This window comes from Streptomyces pilosus (assembly GCF_014649835.1).
Lineage (GTDB): Bacteria > Actinomycetota > Actinomycetes > Streptomycetales > Streptomycetaceae > Streptomyces > Streptomyces pilosus.
Genome location: NZ_BMTU01000006.1, coordinates 134,365 through 150,345, shown reverse-complemented (window position 1 = coordinate 150,345; position 15,981 = coordinate 134,365). Strand labels below are relative to the sequence as shown.

General features: G+C 72.7%; 15 protein-coding genes. 10 read left to right on the top strand and 5 right to left on the bottom strand.

Translation table 11 applies throughout. The annotated features are described in order from the left end of the window. Nucleotides 1–25 precede the first annotated feature (25 nt). Nucleotides 26–1,348 (bottom strand): extracellular solute-binding protein, encoded by a 1,323-nt coding sequence (locus IE118_RS17230; RefSeq protein WP_189558806.1) that lies wholly within the window; start codon nucleotides 1,346–1,348, stop codon nucleotides 26–28. A 196-nt stretch (nucleotides 1,349–1,544) separates the two neighbouring features. On the opposite strand from IE118_RS17230, the gene IE118_RS17225 reads away from it, so the two are divergent. From IE118_RS17225 to crcB, 6 genes are all read left to right on the top strand, one after another. After that, the gene (locus IE118_RS17225) at nucleotides 1,545–3,566 is read left to right on the top strand and encodes a beta-galactosidase (protein WP_189558805.1); all 2,022 of its coding nucleotides are present in this window, start codon (nucleotides 1,545–1,547) and stop codon (nucleotides 3,564–3,566) included. Between the two features lie 111 nt (nucleotides 3,567–3,677). Further along, the gene (locus tag IE118_RS17220) at nucleotides 3,678–5,237 is read left to right on the top strand and encodes a glycoside hydrolase family 53 protein (RefSeq protein ID WP_189558804.1); all 1,560 of its coding nucleotides are present in this window, start codon (nucleotides 3,678–3,680) and stop codon (nucleotides 5,235–5,237) included. A 206-nt stretch (nucleotides 5,238–5,443) separates the two neighbouring features. After that, a complete protein-coding gene (locus tag IE118_RS17215) occupies nucleotides 5,444–5,695 on the top strand; it encodes a helix-turn-helix domain-containing protein (protein WP_189558803.1) in 252 nt (83 codons plus the stop codon). Nucleotides 5,696–5,768: 73 nt separating this feature from the next. Next, nucleotides 5,769–6,212 (top strand): fluoride efflux transporter FluC, encoded by a 444-nt coding sequence (locus tag IE118_RS17210; RefSeq protein ID WP_189558802.1) that lies wholly within the window; start codon nucleotides 5,769–5,771, stop codon nucleotides 6,210–6,212. Further along, nucleotides 6,209–6,568, top strand: coding sequence for a DUF190 domain-containing protein (locus tag IE118_RS17205; RefSeq protein WP_189558801.1), 360 nt, complete (start codon nucleotides 6,209–6,211; stop codon nucleotides 6,566–6,568). The genes IE118_RS17210 and IE118_RS17205 overlap by 4 nt, the downstream gene beginning before the upstream one ends. Beyond that, nucleotides 6,565–6,939, top strand: a complete 375-nt coding sequence (crcB, locus tag IE118_RS17200) for a fluoride efflux transporter CrcB (RefSeq protein WP_189558800.1) — start codon at nucleotides 6,565–6,567, stop codon at nucleotides 6,937–6,939. The genes IE118_RS17205 and crcB overlap by 4 nt, the downstream gene beginning before the upstream one ends. Nucleotides 6,940–7,039: 100 nt before the next feature. On the opposite strand, the gene IE118_RS17195 is transcribed toward crcB, so the two are convergent. Further along, nucleotides 7,040–7,735: a vWA domain-containing protein gene (locus tag IE118_RS17195; protein ID WP_189559110.1), complete on the bottom strand. Its 696-nt coding sequence runs from the start codon at nucleotides 7,733–7,735 to the stop codon at nucleotides 7,040–7,042. Nucleotides 7,736–7,934: 199 nt separating this feature from the next. After that, nucleotides 7,935–9,980, bottom strand: coding sequence for a TerD family protein (locus IE118_RS17190; protein WP_189558799.1), 2,046 nt, complete (start codon nucleotides 9,978–9,980; stop codon nucleotides 7,935–7,937). Nucleotides 9,981–10,259: 279 nt separating this feature from the next. Here IE118_RS17190 and IE118_RS17185 point away from each other — a divergent pair, with 279 nt between their 5' ends. From IE118_RS17185 to IE118_RS17175, 3 genes are all read left to right on the top strand, one after another. Further along, nucleotides 10,260–10,982, top strand: coding sequence for a FadR/GntR family transcriptional regulator (locus IE118_RS17185; RefSeq protein ID WP_189558798.1), 723 nt, complete (start codon nucleotides 10,260–10,262; stop codon nucleotides 10,980–10,982). Next, on the top strand, nucleotides 10,982–11,998 hold the full coding sequence (locus tag IE118_RS17180; RefSeq protein ID WP_189558797.1) for an asparaginase: 1,017 nt from the start codon (nucleotides 10,982–10,984) through the stop codon (nucleotides 11,996–11,998). The genes IE118_RS17185 and IE118_RS17180 overlap by 1 nt, the downstream gene beginning before the upstream one ends. Before the next feature lie 124 nt (nucleotides 11,999–12,122). After that, a complete protein-coding gene (locus IE118_RS17175; RefSeq protein ID WP_373298373.1) occupies nucleotides 12,123–13,034 on the top strand; it encodes a glutaminase in 912 nt (303 codons plus the stop codon). Between the two features lie 14 nt (nucleotides 13,035–13,048). Here the strand turns inward: IE118_RS17175 and IE118_RS17170 are convergent, their stop codons facing one another. Further along, entirely contained in the window at nucleotides 13,049–14,212 is a 1,164-nt protein-coding gene (locus IE118_RS17170; RefSeq protein ID WP_189558795.1) for a D-alanyl-D-alanine carboxypeptidase family protein, read from the bottom strand. A gap of 157 nt (nucleotides 14,213–14,369) precedes the next feature. Here IE118_RS17170 and IE118_RS17165 point away from each other — a divergent pair, with 157 nt between their 5' ends. Then, complete coding sequence (locus IE118_RS17165) at nucleotides 14,370–15,098, top strand: class I SAM-dependent methyltransferase (protein WP_189558794.1); 729 nt, start codon at nucleotides 14,370–14,372, stop codon at nucleotides 15,096–15,098. A gap of 48 nt (nucleotides 15,099–15,146) precedes the next feature. Here the strand turns inward: IE118_RS17165 and IE118_RS17160 are convergent, their stop codons facing one another. Beyond that, entirely contained in the window at nucleotides 15,147–15,890 is a 744-nt protein-coding gene (locus IE118_RS17160; RefSeq protein WP_189558793.1) for a GntR family transcriptional regulator, read from the bottom strand. Between the last annotated feature and the right edge of the window lie 91 nt (nucleotides 15,891–15,981).

Genomic DNA, 15,981 nt, shown 5'->3' with positions numbered 1-15,981 from the left:
TGCGGCGTCCAGCGGGCGGGGGAGCTCACTCCGCGACTCCGAAGCCCTGCTTCTTCAGGTCGGCGACCGTGTCCCGCTGCATGGCGTCCAGGGCGGCGGTGAAGTCCGACTTGTTCTTCGCGGCGGCACCGAAGGCGTCCTTGAACGTCGTGTAGGCGACGTTGACGTTCGGCCCCCAGGCGGACGGCGCGGTGGTCTTCGCGATGTCGGCGGCCTTGTCGTAGAAGTCGGGCTGGTTGGCGAAGTACTCCGGCGGGTTGGTGAAGGCGCCGCTGAGCTGGGCCGAGGTGGAGGCCGGGTAGATGCCGCTCTCCTTCGCCAGCGCGTTGAGCGCCTCGCCGTCGGTGTTCAGCCAGGCGGCGAACTTCGCGGCCGCGTCCTTGTTCGCGGAGTCCGTCGTCACGGCGGTGGAGGAGCCGCCCCAGCTGCCGGTGCTGCTCTCGCCACCGGTCCACTGGGGGAGCGGGGCCATCGCCCACTTGCCCTTGGTGTCGGGCGCCGCCGTGGTCAGCGTGCCGGGCGCCCACACCGCGCTCACCCACGCTATCTGCTTGCCGGTGTTGAGCGCCTTGTTCCAGGCCGGGGTGTACATCGGCTGGTTGTCGACGGCGCCCTCGGCGACCAGGCCGCCCCAGAACTCGGCGACCTTCTTCGTCGCTTCGTCGTCGATGCCGACCTTCCACCGGTCACCGGAGGTGGTCCACCACCGGGCGCCGGCCTGCTGGGCGAGGCCCGCGAACAGTCCGGAGTCGTTGGCGGAGAAGGTGGTCAGGTCCTTGTCCGGCGCCGCCTTCTTCAGCTTGCGGGCGGTCTCGGCGAACTCGTCCCAGGTGGCCGGGACGGTGAGGCCGTACTCCTTGAACAGGTCCTCGCGGTAGTAGAACATCATCGGCCCGATGTCCTGGGGGACCGCGTAGACGGCGTCGGTGCCCAGCGTCGTCTGCTGCCAGACGCCCTCGGCGAACCTGCTCTTCGCGTCGCCCACCGCGTCGCCGATGTCGGCGAGCGCGTCATTGCTGACCAGGGTGGGCAGTGCCTGGTACTCCGCCTGCACCAGGTCGGGCGCCTTGCCGGCCTTGTGGGCGGTGAGGATCTTGGTCACCAGTGTGTCGCCGGACGCCTGCTTCTTCACCGTGACGGTGATCTGCTCCTTCTTGCCCGGCCCCTTGTTCCACAGGTCCACGACCTTGTCCATGCCGGGAGTCCAGGTCCAGTACGTCAGTGAGACCGGACCCGACCGGGCCTCGCCGTCGTCGTCGGACGACGAGCCGCAGGCGGCGAGTGCGGAGGCGCCGAGCGTGACGGCGACGGCGGTACCCACGAGGCGACGGTGCTTCGTGTACGGCATGGATCTCTCCCCTGACCTGGGGCCTCCGCCCGATGCGAAGACCAGCCATGCTTCTGTGAGCGTTCACAGTAGAGAAACACATCGGACACTTGTCAATGGTTGTTGCTGTGCGGTTATGTTGGGTTCACGTCGCCGAGAATGTGTGTGCACGTTCTCAGAACGTCTCAGAGAACTTCGACTCGTCGGGAGAGAATCCATGCCGGAGACCACCCCCAGGGGCCTCACCGGGCTCGCCTTCGGTGGGGACTACAACCCCGAGCAGTGGCCGGAGACCGTCTGGGACGAGGACGTCCGGCTGATGCGGGAGGCCGGCGTCACCATGGTGAGCGCCGGTATCTTCTCCTGGGCCCTGCTGGAACCCTCGCCCGGCGTGTACGACTTCGGCTGGCTCGACCGCAGCCTGGACCTGCTGCACGCGGGCGGCATCCGCGTCGACCTGGGCACGCCCACCGTGGTGCCCCCCGCCTGGTTCTACCGCGCCCACCCCGGCGCGCTGCCCGTCACCGCGGACGGCGTACGCCTGGAGTTCGGCTCCCGCGGCGCCATCTGCCACAGCAACGCCGACTACCGGGCCGCCGCCGCGAACATCACCACCCGGCTCGCCGAACGCTACGGCGACCACCCCGCGCTCGCCATGTGGCACGTCCACAACGAGTACGGCGTCCCCGTCTCCGCCTGCTACTGCGACTCCTGCGCCGCGCACTTCCGCCGCTGGCTGGCGACCGCGTACGGCACCGTCGAGGCCGTCAACGAGGCCTGGGGCACGGCCTTCTGGGGCCAGCGCTACGCCTCGTTCGAGGAGATCAACCCGCCGCGCACGACGCCCACGGTCGGCAATCCGGCCCAGGCCCTGGACTACCGGCGGTTCGCCGACGCCACCATGCGCGAGAACTTCACCGCCGAGCGGGACATCCTGCACCGCCTCACGCCCGGCGTCCCGGTGACCACGAACTTCATGACCGCCCTCAGCCAGTGCGACTCCGTCGACTACTGGGCCTGGGGCCGGGAGGTGGACCTCGTCACCAACGACCACTACCTGATCACCGACGGCCGCCGCACCCACGTCAACCTCGCCATGGCCGCCGACCTCACCCGCTCCGTCGGCGACGGCGCCCCCTGGCTGCTCCTCGAACACTCCACCTCGGGCGTCAACTGGCAGCCCCGCAACCCCGCGAAGGCCCCCGGGCAGATGGCCCGCAACTCCCTCGCCCACGTGGCCCGCGGCTCCGACGGCGCGATGTTCTTCCAGTGGCGCCAGTCCCGGCGCGGCGCCGAGAAGTTCCACTCCGCGATGCTGCCGCACGGCGGCACCGGGACCCGCGTCTTCCGCGAGGTGACCCAACTCGGCGCCGCCGTCGGCGCGCTGGCGCCGGTCCGCGGCACCCGCACCGAGGCCGACGTGGCCGTGCTGTGGGACTGGCAGTCCTGGTGGGCGCAGAACCTCGACTGGCGTCCCAGCGAGGACCACGACGCCCGGGAGCGCGCCGACGCCTACTACGAGGCCCTCTACGACCACCACCTCACCGTCGACTTCGCCCACCCCGAAGCCGACTTGTCGAGATATCCCCTTGTCGTCGTACCGGCCCTCTACCTGATGACGGAGGCGGCGGGGGACAACCTCCGGGAGTACGTCGAGGGCGGCGGCACCCTCGTCGTGTCGTACTTCTCCGGCATCGTCGACCAGTACGACGCCGTGCACGAGGGCCCCTGCCCGGGCGCCCTGCGCGACGTGCTCGGACTGACCGTCGAGGAGTTCTCCCCGCTGCTGCGGGGCGAGCGCGTCCGCCTCACCGGCCCCGGCGGCGCGGAACTCGACGCCGACGTCTGGACGGAGTTCGTGGTGCCGCGGGGCGCCGAGACCGTGTGGACCTACACCGACGGGCTCACCGCCGGCCGTCCCGCCGTCACCCGGCACCGCCTCGGTGAGGGCACCGCCTGGTACGTCTCCACCCGCCTCGGCGCCGAGGGCCTCGCCGCGCTCCTCGGCCGGGCCGCCGAGGACGCCGGCGTCGCCCCGCGCGCCGACCTGCCCCGCGACGTAGAAGTGGTGCGCCGCACAGGCGAGTCGGGCACCTTCCTGTTCGCGATCAACCACACCGCCACCGACGCCAAGGTGCCGCTGGACACGTCCGGCACCGAGCTGCTGACCGGTGAACGCGCCGCGGGCCGTCTCGCGGTCCCGGCCGGAGCCGTCCGGGTCGTCCGACTCGACGGCTGAGCCGCGACTCCCCTCCGCCCGCGCGAGCACACCGGCCGCGGGCGGAGGGGGCCCCACCCCTGTCCGGGGCCGGGGCACCCCCTCCCCACGTCGAAGGGACGACGAACGCCCATGTTCCATCCCAGACGCACGCTCCGCGCCCTGCTGCCGCCGCTCCTGGCCGGGCTCGCCCTCACGACCCTGCCCGCCCCGGCCGCGACGGCCGCGAGCACCCTCGCCAACGGCGGCTTCGAAAGCGGCGGTTCGGGCACGGCCACCCCGGCCGGCTGGTCCGAGTCCGGCGACACGGCCGCCTCGTACACGGAGTCCGGCGGCCGCGACGGCGGCCACCGCCTCTCCCACTGGTCGTCCTCCGCCTACGAGGTGGAGACGTACCAGCACCTGTCGGGCCTGGCCAACGGCGACTACCGGCTCACCGCCTGGGTCCGCTCCGGCGGCGGCCAGAACTCCGCCCGTCTCGCCCTGAAGAACTGCGGCGGCGCCGAACAGCGCACCGCCCTGCCGGTGTCCGGCACCGGCTGGATACGGATCGTCGTCCCGGTCCGGGTGACGAACAACCGGTGCACGATCAGCGTCCACAGCGACGCGCGCGCCGGCGACTGGATCAACGTCGACGACCTGACCTTCGCCCGGGGCACCTCGGGCCTGCCCGTCAAGGGCGCCGACATCTCCTCCCTGCCCAAGAGCGAGGCCAGGGGCGGCGTCTACCGCACCGCGTCCGGCTCCGCCGGGGACCCCGTCGCCATCCTGCGGTCCGCGGGCATGAACTACGCCCGCCTGAAGGTCTGGGTGAACCCGGCCGACGGCTACAACGACAAGGCGCACGTCCTGGCCATGGCCCAGCGGATCAAGGCGCACGGCATGAAGCTGCTGGTCGACTTCCACTACTCCGACACCTGGGCCGACCCGGGCAAGCAGTACAAGCCCGCCGCCTGGTCCGGACACGGCTACGGGCAGCTCAAGAAGGACGTCTACGACCACACGTACGACGTGCTCGACGCCCTCAGGGCGCAGGGGACCACCGCCGACATGGTGCAGGTGGGCAACGAGATCAACGGTGGCATGCTCTGGGACGAGGGCTCGACGGCCGACTGGGACCGGCTCGCCGGGCTGCTCGGCGCGGGCTACGACGCCGCGAAGGCGGTCAGCCCCGCCACGGTCGTCGCCCTGCACCTCGCCGAGGGCGGTGACCTGGAGGGCACCCGCTGGTGGTTCGACAACGCCGTCGCCCACGGCGTGCGGTTCGACGCCGTCGGCCTGTCGTACTACGGCTACTGGCACGGCACCCTGCACGACTTCCAGACGACCCTGGACGACACCGCCGCCCGCTACGGCAAGCCCGTCTTCGTCGCCGAGACGGCCTACCCGTTCCGCCTGGACAGCGAGGACGGCCTGGAGAACATCATCGACCTCGACACCGAACTCGTCCCCGGCTACCCGGCGTCCACCGCCGGCCAGACCCGCTGGATGAACGACGTGGCGAGCATCGTGGAAGCCGTCCCGAACGGCCGGGGCCTGGGCGTCTTCTACTGGGAGGCCACCTGGACCGCCCGCGACGGCAACGGCTGGGACCCGGCCGACCCGTCCTCCGGCAACGGCTGGGAGAACCAGGCGCTCTTCGGCTACGACGACCGCGCCCTGCCGGCGACGGCCTGGTTCCGCCACCGGTGACGCCCGCGGCCCCCGCCCCGGCCGGTCCGGGGCGGGGGCCGCCGCGCTCCGGACCGCCGCCCCGCCACCACCAGTGGCCCGAACGGCCCTGTGCCGCAGGGACGTTGGGTCCCGGACAAGGTGCCGGCAGTCCGGGACACCGGGGCCCCGGTCGCGGGACAGTGGTGGGGCGCCGGAGGAGGAAGCCCGGCGCGGAGGTGTACGAGATGCTGAGGAATCCCGTCGACGGGACACGGCTGCGCATCCTGGCGTGGCTGAGCGACCCCGCTGTCGCCGAGCACGGTCTCACCGCGGACGACGTCGCCACGAGGCTCGGCGTACCCCGCCCGGCCGCCCTGACCCACCTCCGGCTGCTCACGGCCCTCGGCCTGCTGCGCACCTCCGCCGACCGGCTGCGCTACCGGCGCGACGAGATGCGGATCGCCGAGGTGGCGCAGGTCTTCGACAAGGGCTGGTAGCGCACACGGCCGACCGCCCCGCGGCGCCGGCCTGCCGTTACGCTGATCCCGAGCGAGTGGGAGACGTACGACGGTGAAAGCCCCGGAAACCGAGGGCCCCCGGGCCCGGCCCGGCACGTGTGCCCAGGCCCCGGTCGTGGCCGCGGTCGCCCTCGGCGGGGCGGCGGGAGCCGCGGCCCGCTACGCCGCCGGCCTCGGGTGGCCGACGCCGGCGGGCGCCTTCCCCTGGACGATCCTCTGCGTCAACGTGGCCGGCTGCGCCCTCATCGGCGTCCTCATGGTGATCGTCACCGAGGTCCGCACCGCCCACCCCCTGGTCCGCCCGTTCCTCGGCACCGGTGTCCTCGGCGGGTTCACCACCTTCTCGACGTACGCCGTGGACGTCCGTGACCTGCTGGGCGGCGGGCACGCGGCCGCAGGAGTGGCCTGTCTCGTCGTGACCCCGGTCGCGGCCCTCACCGCCGTCTGGACGGCCGCCGCGGCGACCCGCAGTGTTCTCGTCAGGAGGCACCCATGACACGACCGACCGGCACCGTGACGCGCCTGACCGTGTTCGTCGGGGAGAACGACACCTGGCGGCACCGCCCCCTGTACTCGGAGATCGTCCACCGGGCGCACGCGGCGGGACTCGCGGGCGCCAGCGCCTTCCGCGGCGTCGAAGGCTTCGGCGCGTCCTCCGTCGTGCACACCTCCCGGCTGCTGTCCCTGGGCGACGAACTCCCGGTGGCGGTCGTCGTCGTGGACACCGAGGAACGCGTACGGGCCTTCCTCCCGGAACTCGACACGCTCGTCCCCGACGGACTGGTCCTGCTCGACCACTGCGAGGCCGTCCGCCGCCCGGGCACCGCCCGACCGGACCGAGGACACCGGTGAACTGGCTGTACGTGGTGCTGGGCGCCCTGGTCGGCGCCCCGCTGCGGTACCTCACCGACCGCGCGGTGCAGTCCCGGCACGACTCGGTCTTCCCCTGGGGCACGTTCACCGTGAACGTCACCGGTTCCCTCGCCCTCGGCCTGCTCACCGGAGCGGCCACCGCGGGCGCCGCCGGCCAGGAGCTGCGCCTGCTGCTCGGGACCGGCCTGTGCGGCGCCCTCACCACTTACTCCACCTTCTCCTACGAGACCCTCCGCCTGGCCGAGACCGGCGCCCGCGGCTACGCGGTGCTGAACGTCGCGGCCAACATGACAGCCGGCCTGACCGCGGCCACCGCCGGCACGGCCCTGGGGGAGACGCTGTGGTCGTAATACGCCCGTCGGAGCGTCGAACGACGCCCTGGCGCCGAAGACCTGCCGATCAGCGGCTCGGCCGGGACTCCGGGAGCGTGATGCCGGGGGCCTGGACGTGTCACCCCAGGATGCCGCCGGTGCGGGCCGCGGCCAGCCAGTCGGGGAACTCCTGCAGCAGCCGGTCGAAGAGGTCGTGGTCGGGGATGAGCCCGGGGGCGCGGCCGGCGTGGAAGAAGCCCGCGTTGTCGACGATGCGGCGGGCCGGGACGGCGAGCGCGTCCAGCTTACGCAGGAACGCGAACTCGTTGTCGTCGGGGTCGCCGAAGCCCACGAACTGCCAGAACAGGGGCAGATGAGCGGCCTTGCACAGGTAGCGCTCGGCCGCGAACCTGCTGCTGGGACCCCCGTCGGTCTGGAAGACGACCAGGGCGGGGCAGCGGCTGCCCGACTCCAGGTAGTGGTCGATGACCTCGTCCATGGCCCAGTGGTAGTTCGTGCGCCCCATGTGACCGAGGTTCTCGTGCAGCTTGTCGATGCGGCCGCGGTGTCCGCCGAGGGTCAGGTCGGTGCTTCCGTCGACGTCGGTGGAGAAGAACACCACCGGAACGGTCCCGTCGTCGTCGAGGTGGGCCGACAGTGACAGAACCTGCTCGGCCAGGTGCTGCATGGTGCCGTCGCGGTAGTACGGGCGCATCGACCCGGAGCGGTCCAGTACCAGGTACACCGCGGCCCTCACCTGTTCCAGCCCGTACCGGCGAACGCTGGAACCCGCCGTCTTGTACAGGCTGACCAGGTCGGGTGCTCTCTCCTGCATCTTGGCCAGGCTGACGGCTGCTGCCCGCTCCGTGCCGTTCGTCGGGATCACTCCTCCGTAGTGGTGACGCGCATCCGAGGAGGTCTCGGCCGCGCCTCTTCAGAAGCAGCGCACCGGCACATCGCGCCGGTGCGGACCTGTATGAGAGGACGGTTTCGGGCTGGGCGCAGACGGCTGCCCTGCTGTCCGCGCCCCCGCCTCACCCCGCTGCCGAACGCTCCCTGGACGATGCCCGGCGCGTCGCCGGGGTGTCCAGGTGGACCACGACGGTGGTGTAGAAGCGGTGCACCGCGTCGTCGACGCTGCGGATGAAGCCGGTCTCGGCATTGCCGCGGCCGCTTCCCATGCTCTTGAGCAGGGACAGGCGGAATCCGGTGATGCCGGTACCGCTGTCCTTGGGGAGCAGGTCCGCCGGTTCGGGGCGCAACTTCTCCAGGGTCCCGCGCGGGCCTCCGATCTCGTTGTCGACGAGGGTCTCGACGTGCAGGTCCGCCGGTGCCTCGGCCAGACGCCGGACCAGCCGCTTGGCCCAGCTCAGGGGATACCCCTGCTCGGGGGCCGGGATCTCGATGCCGGTGCGCAGCTTGCCTGTGCGCAGGTCGGCACTGACGGCCAGGACGCCGGGGGTGCCGTCGATACGCAGCTCCGCCTGGAGCCGTCCGTCGCGGCAGAGTTGGTCGGCAAGGCGGTTCCGGCGCTCGTTGGGGTCGGTTCCACGCTTGGCCCGCTGCACGGGCAGTACTTTCTGCCCGAGTTCACCGCCCAGCCTGAGACAGACCTGGCGAATGAGCCGTTCCCAGTTCTCCACCACTTCCAGTGCCCGGGCGTCGCCCTGGCAGAGGGTTTCGTCGTCGATGCCGTTGCGCACGGGCACCCATGCCGGACCCATGTTCTGGAAGCCGTGACAGCCCGAGTTCTCGTGCTGCAGGTAGTGCAGCAGTTCCTGCAGGAGCCAGGCGTGCGCCGCGTTGCCCACTCCCTCGTGCCTGATCAGCATCTGCGCCTGGTGGGCGACTTCCGCCCAGGACAGGTGCCAGAGGGCCACCTTGTGCTTGCGCCGCTTGTCGATCTTGACGTCGACGAGCGGGCTTCCCTCCAGTGCGACGTCGTTCGTCAGAGTGATCACCGCCTCGTAGGCCCGGCGCGCGGCGATGTCCATGTACGCCTGCACCTGGTCGGCCTTGAGCGCGTTGCCGTTGGTCTTCGTCTCGACCAGCGCCGTCCACAACTTGCCGGCCCGCTCCACCCGGATCACTCCGTCCGGGCGCCGCGGGCTGTCGCCGTGGGGCAGGGTGACCTCGGTGAACGTCTCCATGCGGCCCGCCGGAGCTCCGAACCCGGCCGTGAGCCTCCTGCTGAACTCGGGCACCTGAGCCATCACCGACAGCAGCACCGAGGTGGCTCGCATCTCACGGTCCCGGTCGCTCTTGAGCACCGACACCGGGAAGAGCCTGGCAGCCTTCCAGGAGTCGTTCTCCGCCAGGGTCTTCTTGACCGTCCTGGGGAGGGTGACCTTCTTCTTCGCGGTACGGGGACGCGCAGCCGGCTTCGCCGGCTCGACGGCCTCGGCCTCCGGCCGGCGAGGAGCGGGGACGGCGGTCGTCGCCGTCGCCGGGCCCGGCTCCCCGGCCGGTACCGGGGGCGTTGCAGCCGTCTGTGCGTCGGCTTCGGCGTCGAGCGCCGCCTCCGTCCGCACGTCTTCGGCCGCGTCGTCCTCGATGTCGACCCCGAAGTCGGTCGCCAGGCCCGCCAGGCCGCTTTCGTAGCCCTGTCCGACGGCACGGAACTTCCATCCGTCGCCCCGCCGGTACAGCTCACCGAAGATGACCGCCGTCACGGCGCCGACGTCGTCGACGGCGAACCGCAGCAGGCCCTCGCCGGCCGCGTCGCCGAGCGTGATCCGCACGTCCTCCAGCTCGCCGAAGCGGGCTTCGTCGTACCTGCTCGCGGCGACGACGATCCGGTCGATCTCCGCCGGCACCGCGGTGAGATCGAAACTGATCCGGTCCTCACTGCCGTCCGCTGTCGGCGTCTTGCCCAGGAGCTGCACGCTCCCGTCAGCGGCCACCGGATGGTTGTAGAAGTAGAAGTCGCTGTCGCTGCGCACCTTGCCGTCCGCGTCGAGCAGCAGGACCGACACGTCCGCGTCGCCCTCGCCGGTAGGGCTGACCCAGCCCAGACTGACGATCACCGAGCCGACCTCGTCGCTCAAGTCCGCCAGGGCGACATTCGAACCCTTGACCATTTCCTGCACAGAGCCCCCCAACGGCGTACCCAGGGCATGTGGACGATCCCGCATCATCCGCCCCTCTGCGCGACACGGGATGACGAGTCGCGCCGAGATGACTGTAGTACGCACCGAGCTCCGTGATGGAGGTTCTGTGAAGCCCGGTGCGCGGGAAGGTCATGGGGTAGGGTGCCGCGGTCCTGGTGACGAACCGGGTCGGTCGGCCGCCGGCCTCGCCGGTACGTGTCACCCCGCCCCGCCTTGACAGCGCTGCCGCGCGGGACTCACGATCGGCGGGTGAACCTGTCAGACAGCCAGACAGGAGGTGGGGCCCCGCGGCGCGTCAGCGCGATGGAGGCGGTGCTCGCCCACCTCCGCGGAGCCATAGAGCGCGGTGAGTACGCCATCGGGGACAAGCTGCCCTCCGAGGCGGAGCTGTGCCGCACCCTGGAGGTCTCCCGGCCGGTGCTGCGCGAGTCCCTGCGGGCGCTGCAGGCCATGGGCCTGACCGTCTCCCGGACGGGCCGGGGCACGTTCGTCGTGGCCGACGCCGTGCAGGACCCCACCTTCGGCGACTACGCGGCCGGCGACCTGATGGAGGTGCGCCGGCACATCGAGATCCCCGCTGCCGGGTACGCCGCCCGGCGCCGCACCCCGGAGAACCTGGACCGCCTGGCGCATCTCCTGGACCGGATGGAGCGGGAGAGCGATACCACCGTGTGGGTGGCGATGGACGCCCTGTTCCACCTGGCCGTCGCCGAGGCCGCCCGGAATCCGGTGTTCCGGCGGGTCATCGAGGAGATCCGGGACGCACTGGCCCGCCAGTCCGCGTTCCTCAACGAACTCGGCGACCGCCGCGAGCAGTCCGACCGCGAGCACCGGGCCATCCTGGACGCGCTGACCAGCGGCTCCGAGCGCGACGCGGTGGACGCCATGACCCACCACCTCGACCGCGTCGAGAACACCCTCACCCACATCGTGCGCCCGACACCGCACCACGACCGACCCCAGGCAGTGTGATGTACAGCAGCCTCCCCGCGGACCCGCCCCCGATCCGCGCGCCCTTCCACGCCCCCGTCGCCCACCTGATACGCGGCGGGGTCGTCGAAGGCGTCCACCACGGCTCCGTCGTCGTCCTCGACGCCGGCGGCGACGTCCGTTTCGAGCTCGGCGACATCGAGGCGGCCTGCTATCCGCGCTCGGCGCTCAAGCCCCTCCAGGCGGTGGCCATGCTCCGCGCCGGGCTCCCTCTCGACGGCGCGCTGCTGTCGCTCGCCGCGGCCAGCCACTCCGGCGAGCAGCGCCACCTGTCCGGCACCCGGCGCATCCTGGAACGGGCCGGACTGACCGAGGACCACCTCCGCAACATCCCCGACCTGCCGTTCGGCCCGGCCGTCCGCGACACCTGGGTGCGCGAGGGCCGGCCGCCGTCCCGGCTCGCCCACAACTGCTCCGGCAAGCACGCCGCCATGCTGTACACGGCCCGGCTGAACGGCTGGTCCCTCGACGGCTACCTGGACCCCGCCCACCCCCTCCAGCAGGCGATCGCGGAGATCGTCGAGGACCTCACCGGGCAGCGGGTCGCCACGGTCACCGTGGACGGCTGCGGCGCGCCCCTGTTCGCGGTCTCCCTGCGCGGTCTCGCCGTCGCCGCGGCCCGGCTCACCACGGCCGCGCCCGGCACCCCCGAGGCCCGCGTCGCCGACGCGATGCGCGAGCACGCCGAGATGGCCTCCGGCTCCGGCCGTGACGTGGCCGCGCTGATGCGGGCCGTCCCCGGACTGCTCGCCAAGGACGGCTTCGAGGGCGTGCAGGTCGCCGCCCTGCCCGACGGCCGCGCCGTCGCCGTGAAGATCGCGGACGGCGCGTCCCGGGCGCGCGTCCCGGTGACCGCGGGGGCGCTGGCACGCGCGGGCGTGGACGCCCCGTCGCTCGCGGCGTTCGCCGGGGAGCCGCTGCTCGGGGGCGGGCGGCCGGTCGGCGAGGTACGCCCGGTGCCGGCGCTCGATCCGGTGGCGGCGTCGGCCTGCGCGTGACGTCCGTGCCGCGGGCCGGGTCCTCCCGCCCCCGGCGGACCGTCGCGCGGTCGCGCCCCGCACCGGGCCCTTCGGGGAGAAGGGTCCGGACACCTCCTGAACAAGGGTGATCATGACGTCGTCGATGACCTTTCAGCCGGTCCTGGAGCGCATCGCCGAGGACATCGGGCGGATGCCGGACCGCGGCCGCCCCGCCGGTTACATCCCGGCGCTCGCGGCCTGCGACCCGGCACGCTTCGGCATGGCCGTCGCCGAGCCGGACGGCACGGTGTACGGGGTGGGGGAGTGGCGCACGCCCTTCTCGGCGCAGTCCGTCACCAAGGTGTTCACCCTGGCCCTGGACCTCGCCCGGGAGGGCGACGCCCTGTGGGAGCACGTCGGGCGCGAACCCTCCGGCAACCCCTTCAACTCCCTGGTGCAGCTGGAGTACGAGGGCGGCATCCCGCGCAACCCGTTCATCAACGCGGGCGCGCTGGTCGTCACCGACCGCCTGCACACCCGTACCGGTGACGCGGCCGCTGAGCTGCTCACCTTCCTGCGCACCGAGAGCGGCAACCCCGGGCTCGCCTTCGACCTGGACGTCGCCGCCTCCGAGGACGCCCACGGCGACCGGAACGCCGCCCTGGCCCACTTCATGGCGTCCTACGGCAACATCGCCAGCCCGGTGCCGGTCCTGCTGGACCAGTACTTCCGGCAGTGCTCCGTCGCCGCGTCCTGCGCCGACCTGGCCCTGGCGACCGGCTTCCTCGCCCGGCACGGCGTCCGCGCCGACGGCAGCCGGCTGCTCAGCCGCAGCCAGGCCAAGCAGGTCAACGCCGTCATGCTGACCTGCGGTACGTACGACGCGGCCGGTGACTTCGCCTACCGGGTGGGCCTGCCCGGCAAGAGCGGGGTCGGCGGCGGGATCATCGCCGTCGTCCCGGGCCGCTGCACCCTGTGCGTGTGGGGGCCGGGACTGGACGAGCGGGGCAACTCGGTGTCCGGCGTCGCCGCCCTGGACCGCTTCACCACCCTCACCGGCCTGTCCGTCTTCTGACCCCCGCCCCGCGGTCAGCCCGTCGGCACCGGACCCCACCTCAGCCGCAGGAACAACGCCGTCCCCGCCCCGCCCAGCAGGGCGGCGCCGGCGATCGTCCAGGACACCGGCCGGCCCGGGTCCTCCTCCCGCCGGGCGGCCGGCACCGCCGCGGACTCCGCCTCCGGTCCCCGCAGCGGTCCGGCCCGCAGGGCGTCCAGCGACCCCACCGGGTCGACCCGCCCGGCCGCCCCGAAACCCCAGTCCAGCAGCGAGCGCGTCTCCTCGTACACCGCCCACCCGTCGCCCGAGCGGGGGTTCATGACCGTCGCCACCAGTGTGCGTCCCTCGCGCCGCGCGGCCGCCACCAGGGTGTTCCCGGCGCCGCTGGTGTAGCCGTTCTTGATCCCGATCAGGCCCCGGTAGGGCGCGACGCCGTCCGCGCCGGTGAGCAGCCGGTTGGTGTTGACGATTCCGTAGGTGCCGCCGTCGCGTCCGGGGAACCGCGCCTCCCGCAGCGCGCAGTACCGCGCGAACTCGGGGTTGCGCAGCCCGGCCCGGCCGAACACGGCCAGGTCGAAGGCGGACGACACCTGCCCGGGGGCGTCGTAGCCGTCGGGCGACTTCACCCGGGTGTCGCGGGCGCCCAGGGCGCGGGCCTTGGCCTGCATCCGTTCGGCGGTGGCCCGCCAGCCGCCGGTCAGCTCGGCCAGCACCCGCACGGCGTCGTTGCCGGAGCTGAGGAAGACCCCGTTCCACAGGTCGGCCACCCGGTACGTCCGGTTCTCCGCCACTCCGACGAGGCTGCTGCCGGGGCCGACGCCCTGCAGCTCCTCGGCGCCGACCCGGTGCCGGATGCCGGACGGCAGGGCCGGCAGCACGGTGAGGGCGAAGAGGGTCTTGAGGGTGCTGGCGGGCGGCAGTCTGCGGTGCGCGTCGCGTGCCGCCAGCACCTCACCGGTGCGGGCGTCGGCGATCAGCCACGAGCGGGCGGACAGATCCGGGACCTCGGGCGTTCCGGGGTGCGGGCGGACGTGCGTGCCCGGCCGGTACAGCAGCGAGGCGGCCGCGGGCCTCGCCCGCGGCCCGGGATCCACTCCCGCACCGGTGGCGGCCGCGGCCGGTGCCAGCACGAGCAGGCCCGTCGTGCAGAGCGCGCAGGCCGGCCCAGCCACCCGTGAAGCAAATCCGATAGTCATACTGCAAACGTAGGAACGGCACCCCGGAACCCCGCGGTGCCCCGGCCGGAGCGGTCCGCCGAGCACCCGGATGCCGCACGCCGGTGCCGCGGAGCGCTCCCGACGCGGTCCTCCTCCAGGCCGAGCCGATGTCCAGCCCCGAAGGTAGGCTGAGCCGATGTTCAGCCCCGAAGGCCCTCGCCTGCGTGAGCTCGCCGTCCAGGCGCTGTCGTCCGTGGAGCGTGGCTACGACCTCCTCGCGCCGAAATTCGACCACACCCCCTTCCGCACGCCGGACTCGGTCCTCGACGCCACGGAGGCGGCGCTGCGGCGGGCGGGACCGTTCGGCACGGGACTCGACCTGTGCTGCGGCACCGGGGCGGGCGTCGACGTGCTGCGGCAGGTGTGCGACGAGAGCGTCACCGGCCTGGACTTCAGCGCGGGCATGCTGGACGTGGCACGGGCCCGTACGCGGCCGCCGGGACCGCCGGTCACCTGGGCGCGGGCGGACGCACGGGACCTGCCGTTCGGCCGGGACTTCGACCTCGTGACGAGCTTCGGCGCCTTCGGGCACTTCCTGCCGGAGGAACTGCCGGGGCTGTTCGGGCAGGTGCACTCGGTGCTGCGGCCGGGCGGGCGCTTCGTCTTCCCCGTCGTCGCGCCGCCACGGCCGGGCTCGTACACGTACGGGCTGCTGTGGGGGTTCGACGCGGTCATGCGGGTGCGCAACGCGGTGTGGCGGCCGCCGTTCGTCATGTACTACCGGGGTTTCCGCTTCGGCGAGATGTGGCGCGAGCTGATCTGGGCCGGATTCACGGTGCGGTTCTGGCCCCTGACCGAGTTCGGGCGGCGGTCCGACGGCAGCCCGAAGGTGCGGCTGGTGGTCGCGGAGCGGGCGGCGGGGTAGCGGGTGCCCGACGGGCGCCGGGTGCGGGCGGGCGCCGGGCAGCCGGGCTCAGACCGCGGCCGGTACGGTGAACTCGTAGACCAGGACGTCCTGTTGCGCGTCCATGACGAGTTCGGTGATCTCCAGCGGACGCGCGTACTGGTCGTGCACCCGTCGGGTGACCCGGACCGCCGGCGTCCCCGCGATCGGCGTGATCGTGTCCCGGTGGTGCAGGGTCAGGCCCGCCCGGCGCATCCAGTCGTAGGTCCGCCGCAGTTCCGCGGCTCCGGTGCCGTCGGCCCGGTCGCGGTAGCGGGCGAGCTCCCCGACCTCCGCGAGCGCCACGGGGGAAAACGATGTCACTGCCGTGCGCAGTTCCCGCCCGTCCGCCGAAGCCGACCGGTAGCGGTGCATCAGCGTCGGCCGGCCGGGCGCCACCCCCAGCGCCTCGGCGTGCGCGGGCGGTGGTACCTCCCAGGCGACGCCGGCCCGGGTCACCGCGCCCCGGCCGGCGCGCCCGGAGCCGAGAGGGAAGCCGTCGGAGGCCGGTGTCCCCACCGGGAGGCCGGGCAGCGCGGCATGGCTGCCCCGCCGGTCGGTGGCGACCAGCCCCTCCCGGCGCAGCAACTGCAGCGCCTGCCGGACGGTCTCCCGGCTGACCCCGAAGTGTTCGGCCAACTGCCGTTCGCCTGGCAGGCGTTCGCCGGGCGGAGTGGTCCCGTCGTGCAGTTCGCCGAGCAACTGCGCGGCGATCCTGCGGTAGAGGGGCTCCCCCTCGGTCAGCGGGTGGGATTGCGGGGTGGTGCGGGCCATGCCGCGCCTCCTGGTGATGACGGTCCGTAGCCGCTCGGGCTCGTTGCGCCACCACATCTACCATTGGTCTACACCAGCAGGGAAGAGCGGT

What these genes read in the sequence shown, in the direction of transcription:
- IE118_RS17175 (WP_373298373.1), top strand. Translation starts at nt 12,123, where the DNA reads ATGACCTTTCAGCCGGTCCTGGAGCGCATCGCCGAGGACATCGGGCGG.
- IE118_RS17220 (WP_189558804.1), top strand. Translation starts at nt 3,678, where the DNA reads ATGTTCCATCCCAGACGCACGCTCCGCGCCCTGCTGCCGCCGCTCCTG.
- IE118_RS17165 (WP_189558794.1), top strand. Translation starts at nt 14,370, where the DNA reads ATGTTCAGCCCCGAAGGCCCTCGCCTGCGTGAGCTCGCCGTCCAGGCG.
- IE118_RS17180 (WP_189558797.1), top strand. Translation starts at nt 10,982, where the DNA reads ATGTACAGCAGCCTCCCCGCGGACCCGCCCCCGATCCGCGCGCCCTTC.
- IE118_RS17215 (WP_189558803.1), top strand. Translation starts at nt 5,444, where the DNA reads ATGCTGAGGAATCCCGTCGACGGGACACGGCTGCGCATCCTGGCGTGG.
- IE118_RS17230 (WP_189558806.1), bottom strand. Translation starts at nt 1,348, where the DNA reads ATGCCGTACACGAAGCACCGTCGCCTCGTGGGTACCGCCGTCGCCGTC.
- IE118_RS17170 (WP_189558795.1), bottom strand. Translation starts at nt 14,212, where the DNA reads ATGACTATCGGATTTGCTTCACGGGTGGCTGGGCCGGCCTGCGCGCTC.
- IE118_RS17195 (WP_189559110.1), bottom strand. Translation starts at nt 7,735, where the DNA reads ATGCAGGAGAGAGCACCCGACCTGGTCAGCCTGTACAAGACGGCGGGT.
- IE118_RS17160 (WP_189558793.1), bottom strand. Translation starts at nt 15,890, where the DNA reads ATGGCCCGCACCACCCCGCAATCCCACCCGCTGACCGAGGGGGAGCCC.
- IE118_RS17190 (WP_189558799.1), bottom strand. Translation starts at nt 9,980, where the DNA reads ATGGTCAAGGGTTCGAATGTCGCCCTGGCGGACTTGAGCGACGAGGTC.
- IE118_RS17205 (WP_189558801.1), top strand. Translation starts at nt 6,209, where the DNA reads ATGACACGACCGACCGGCACCGTGACGCGCCTGACCGTGTTCGTCGGG.
- IE118_RS17225 (WP_189558805.1), top strand. Translation starts at nt 1,545, where the DNA reads ATGCCGGAGACCACCCCCAGGGGCCTCACCGGGCTCGCCTTCGGTGGG.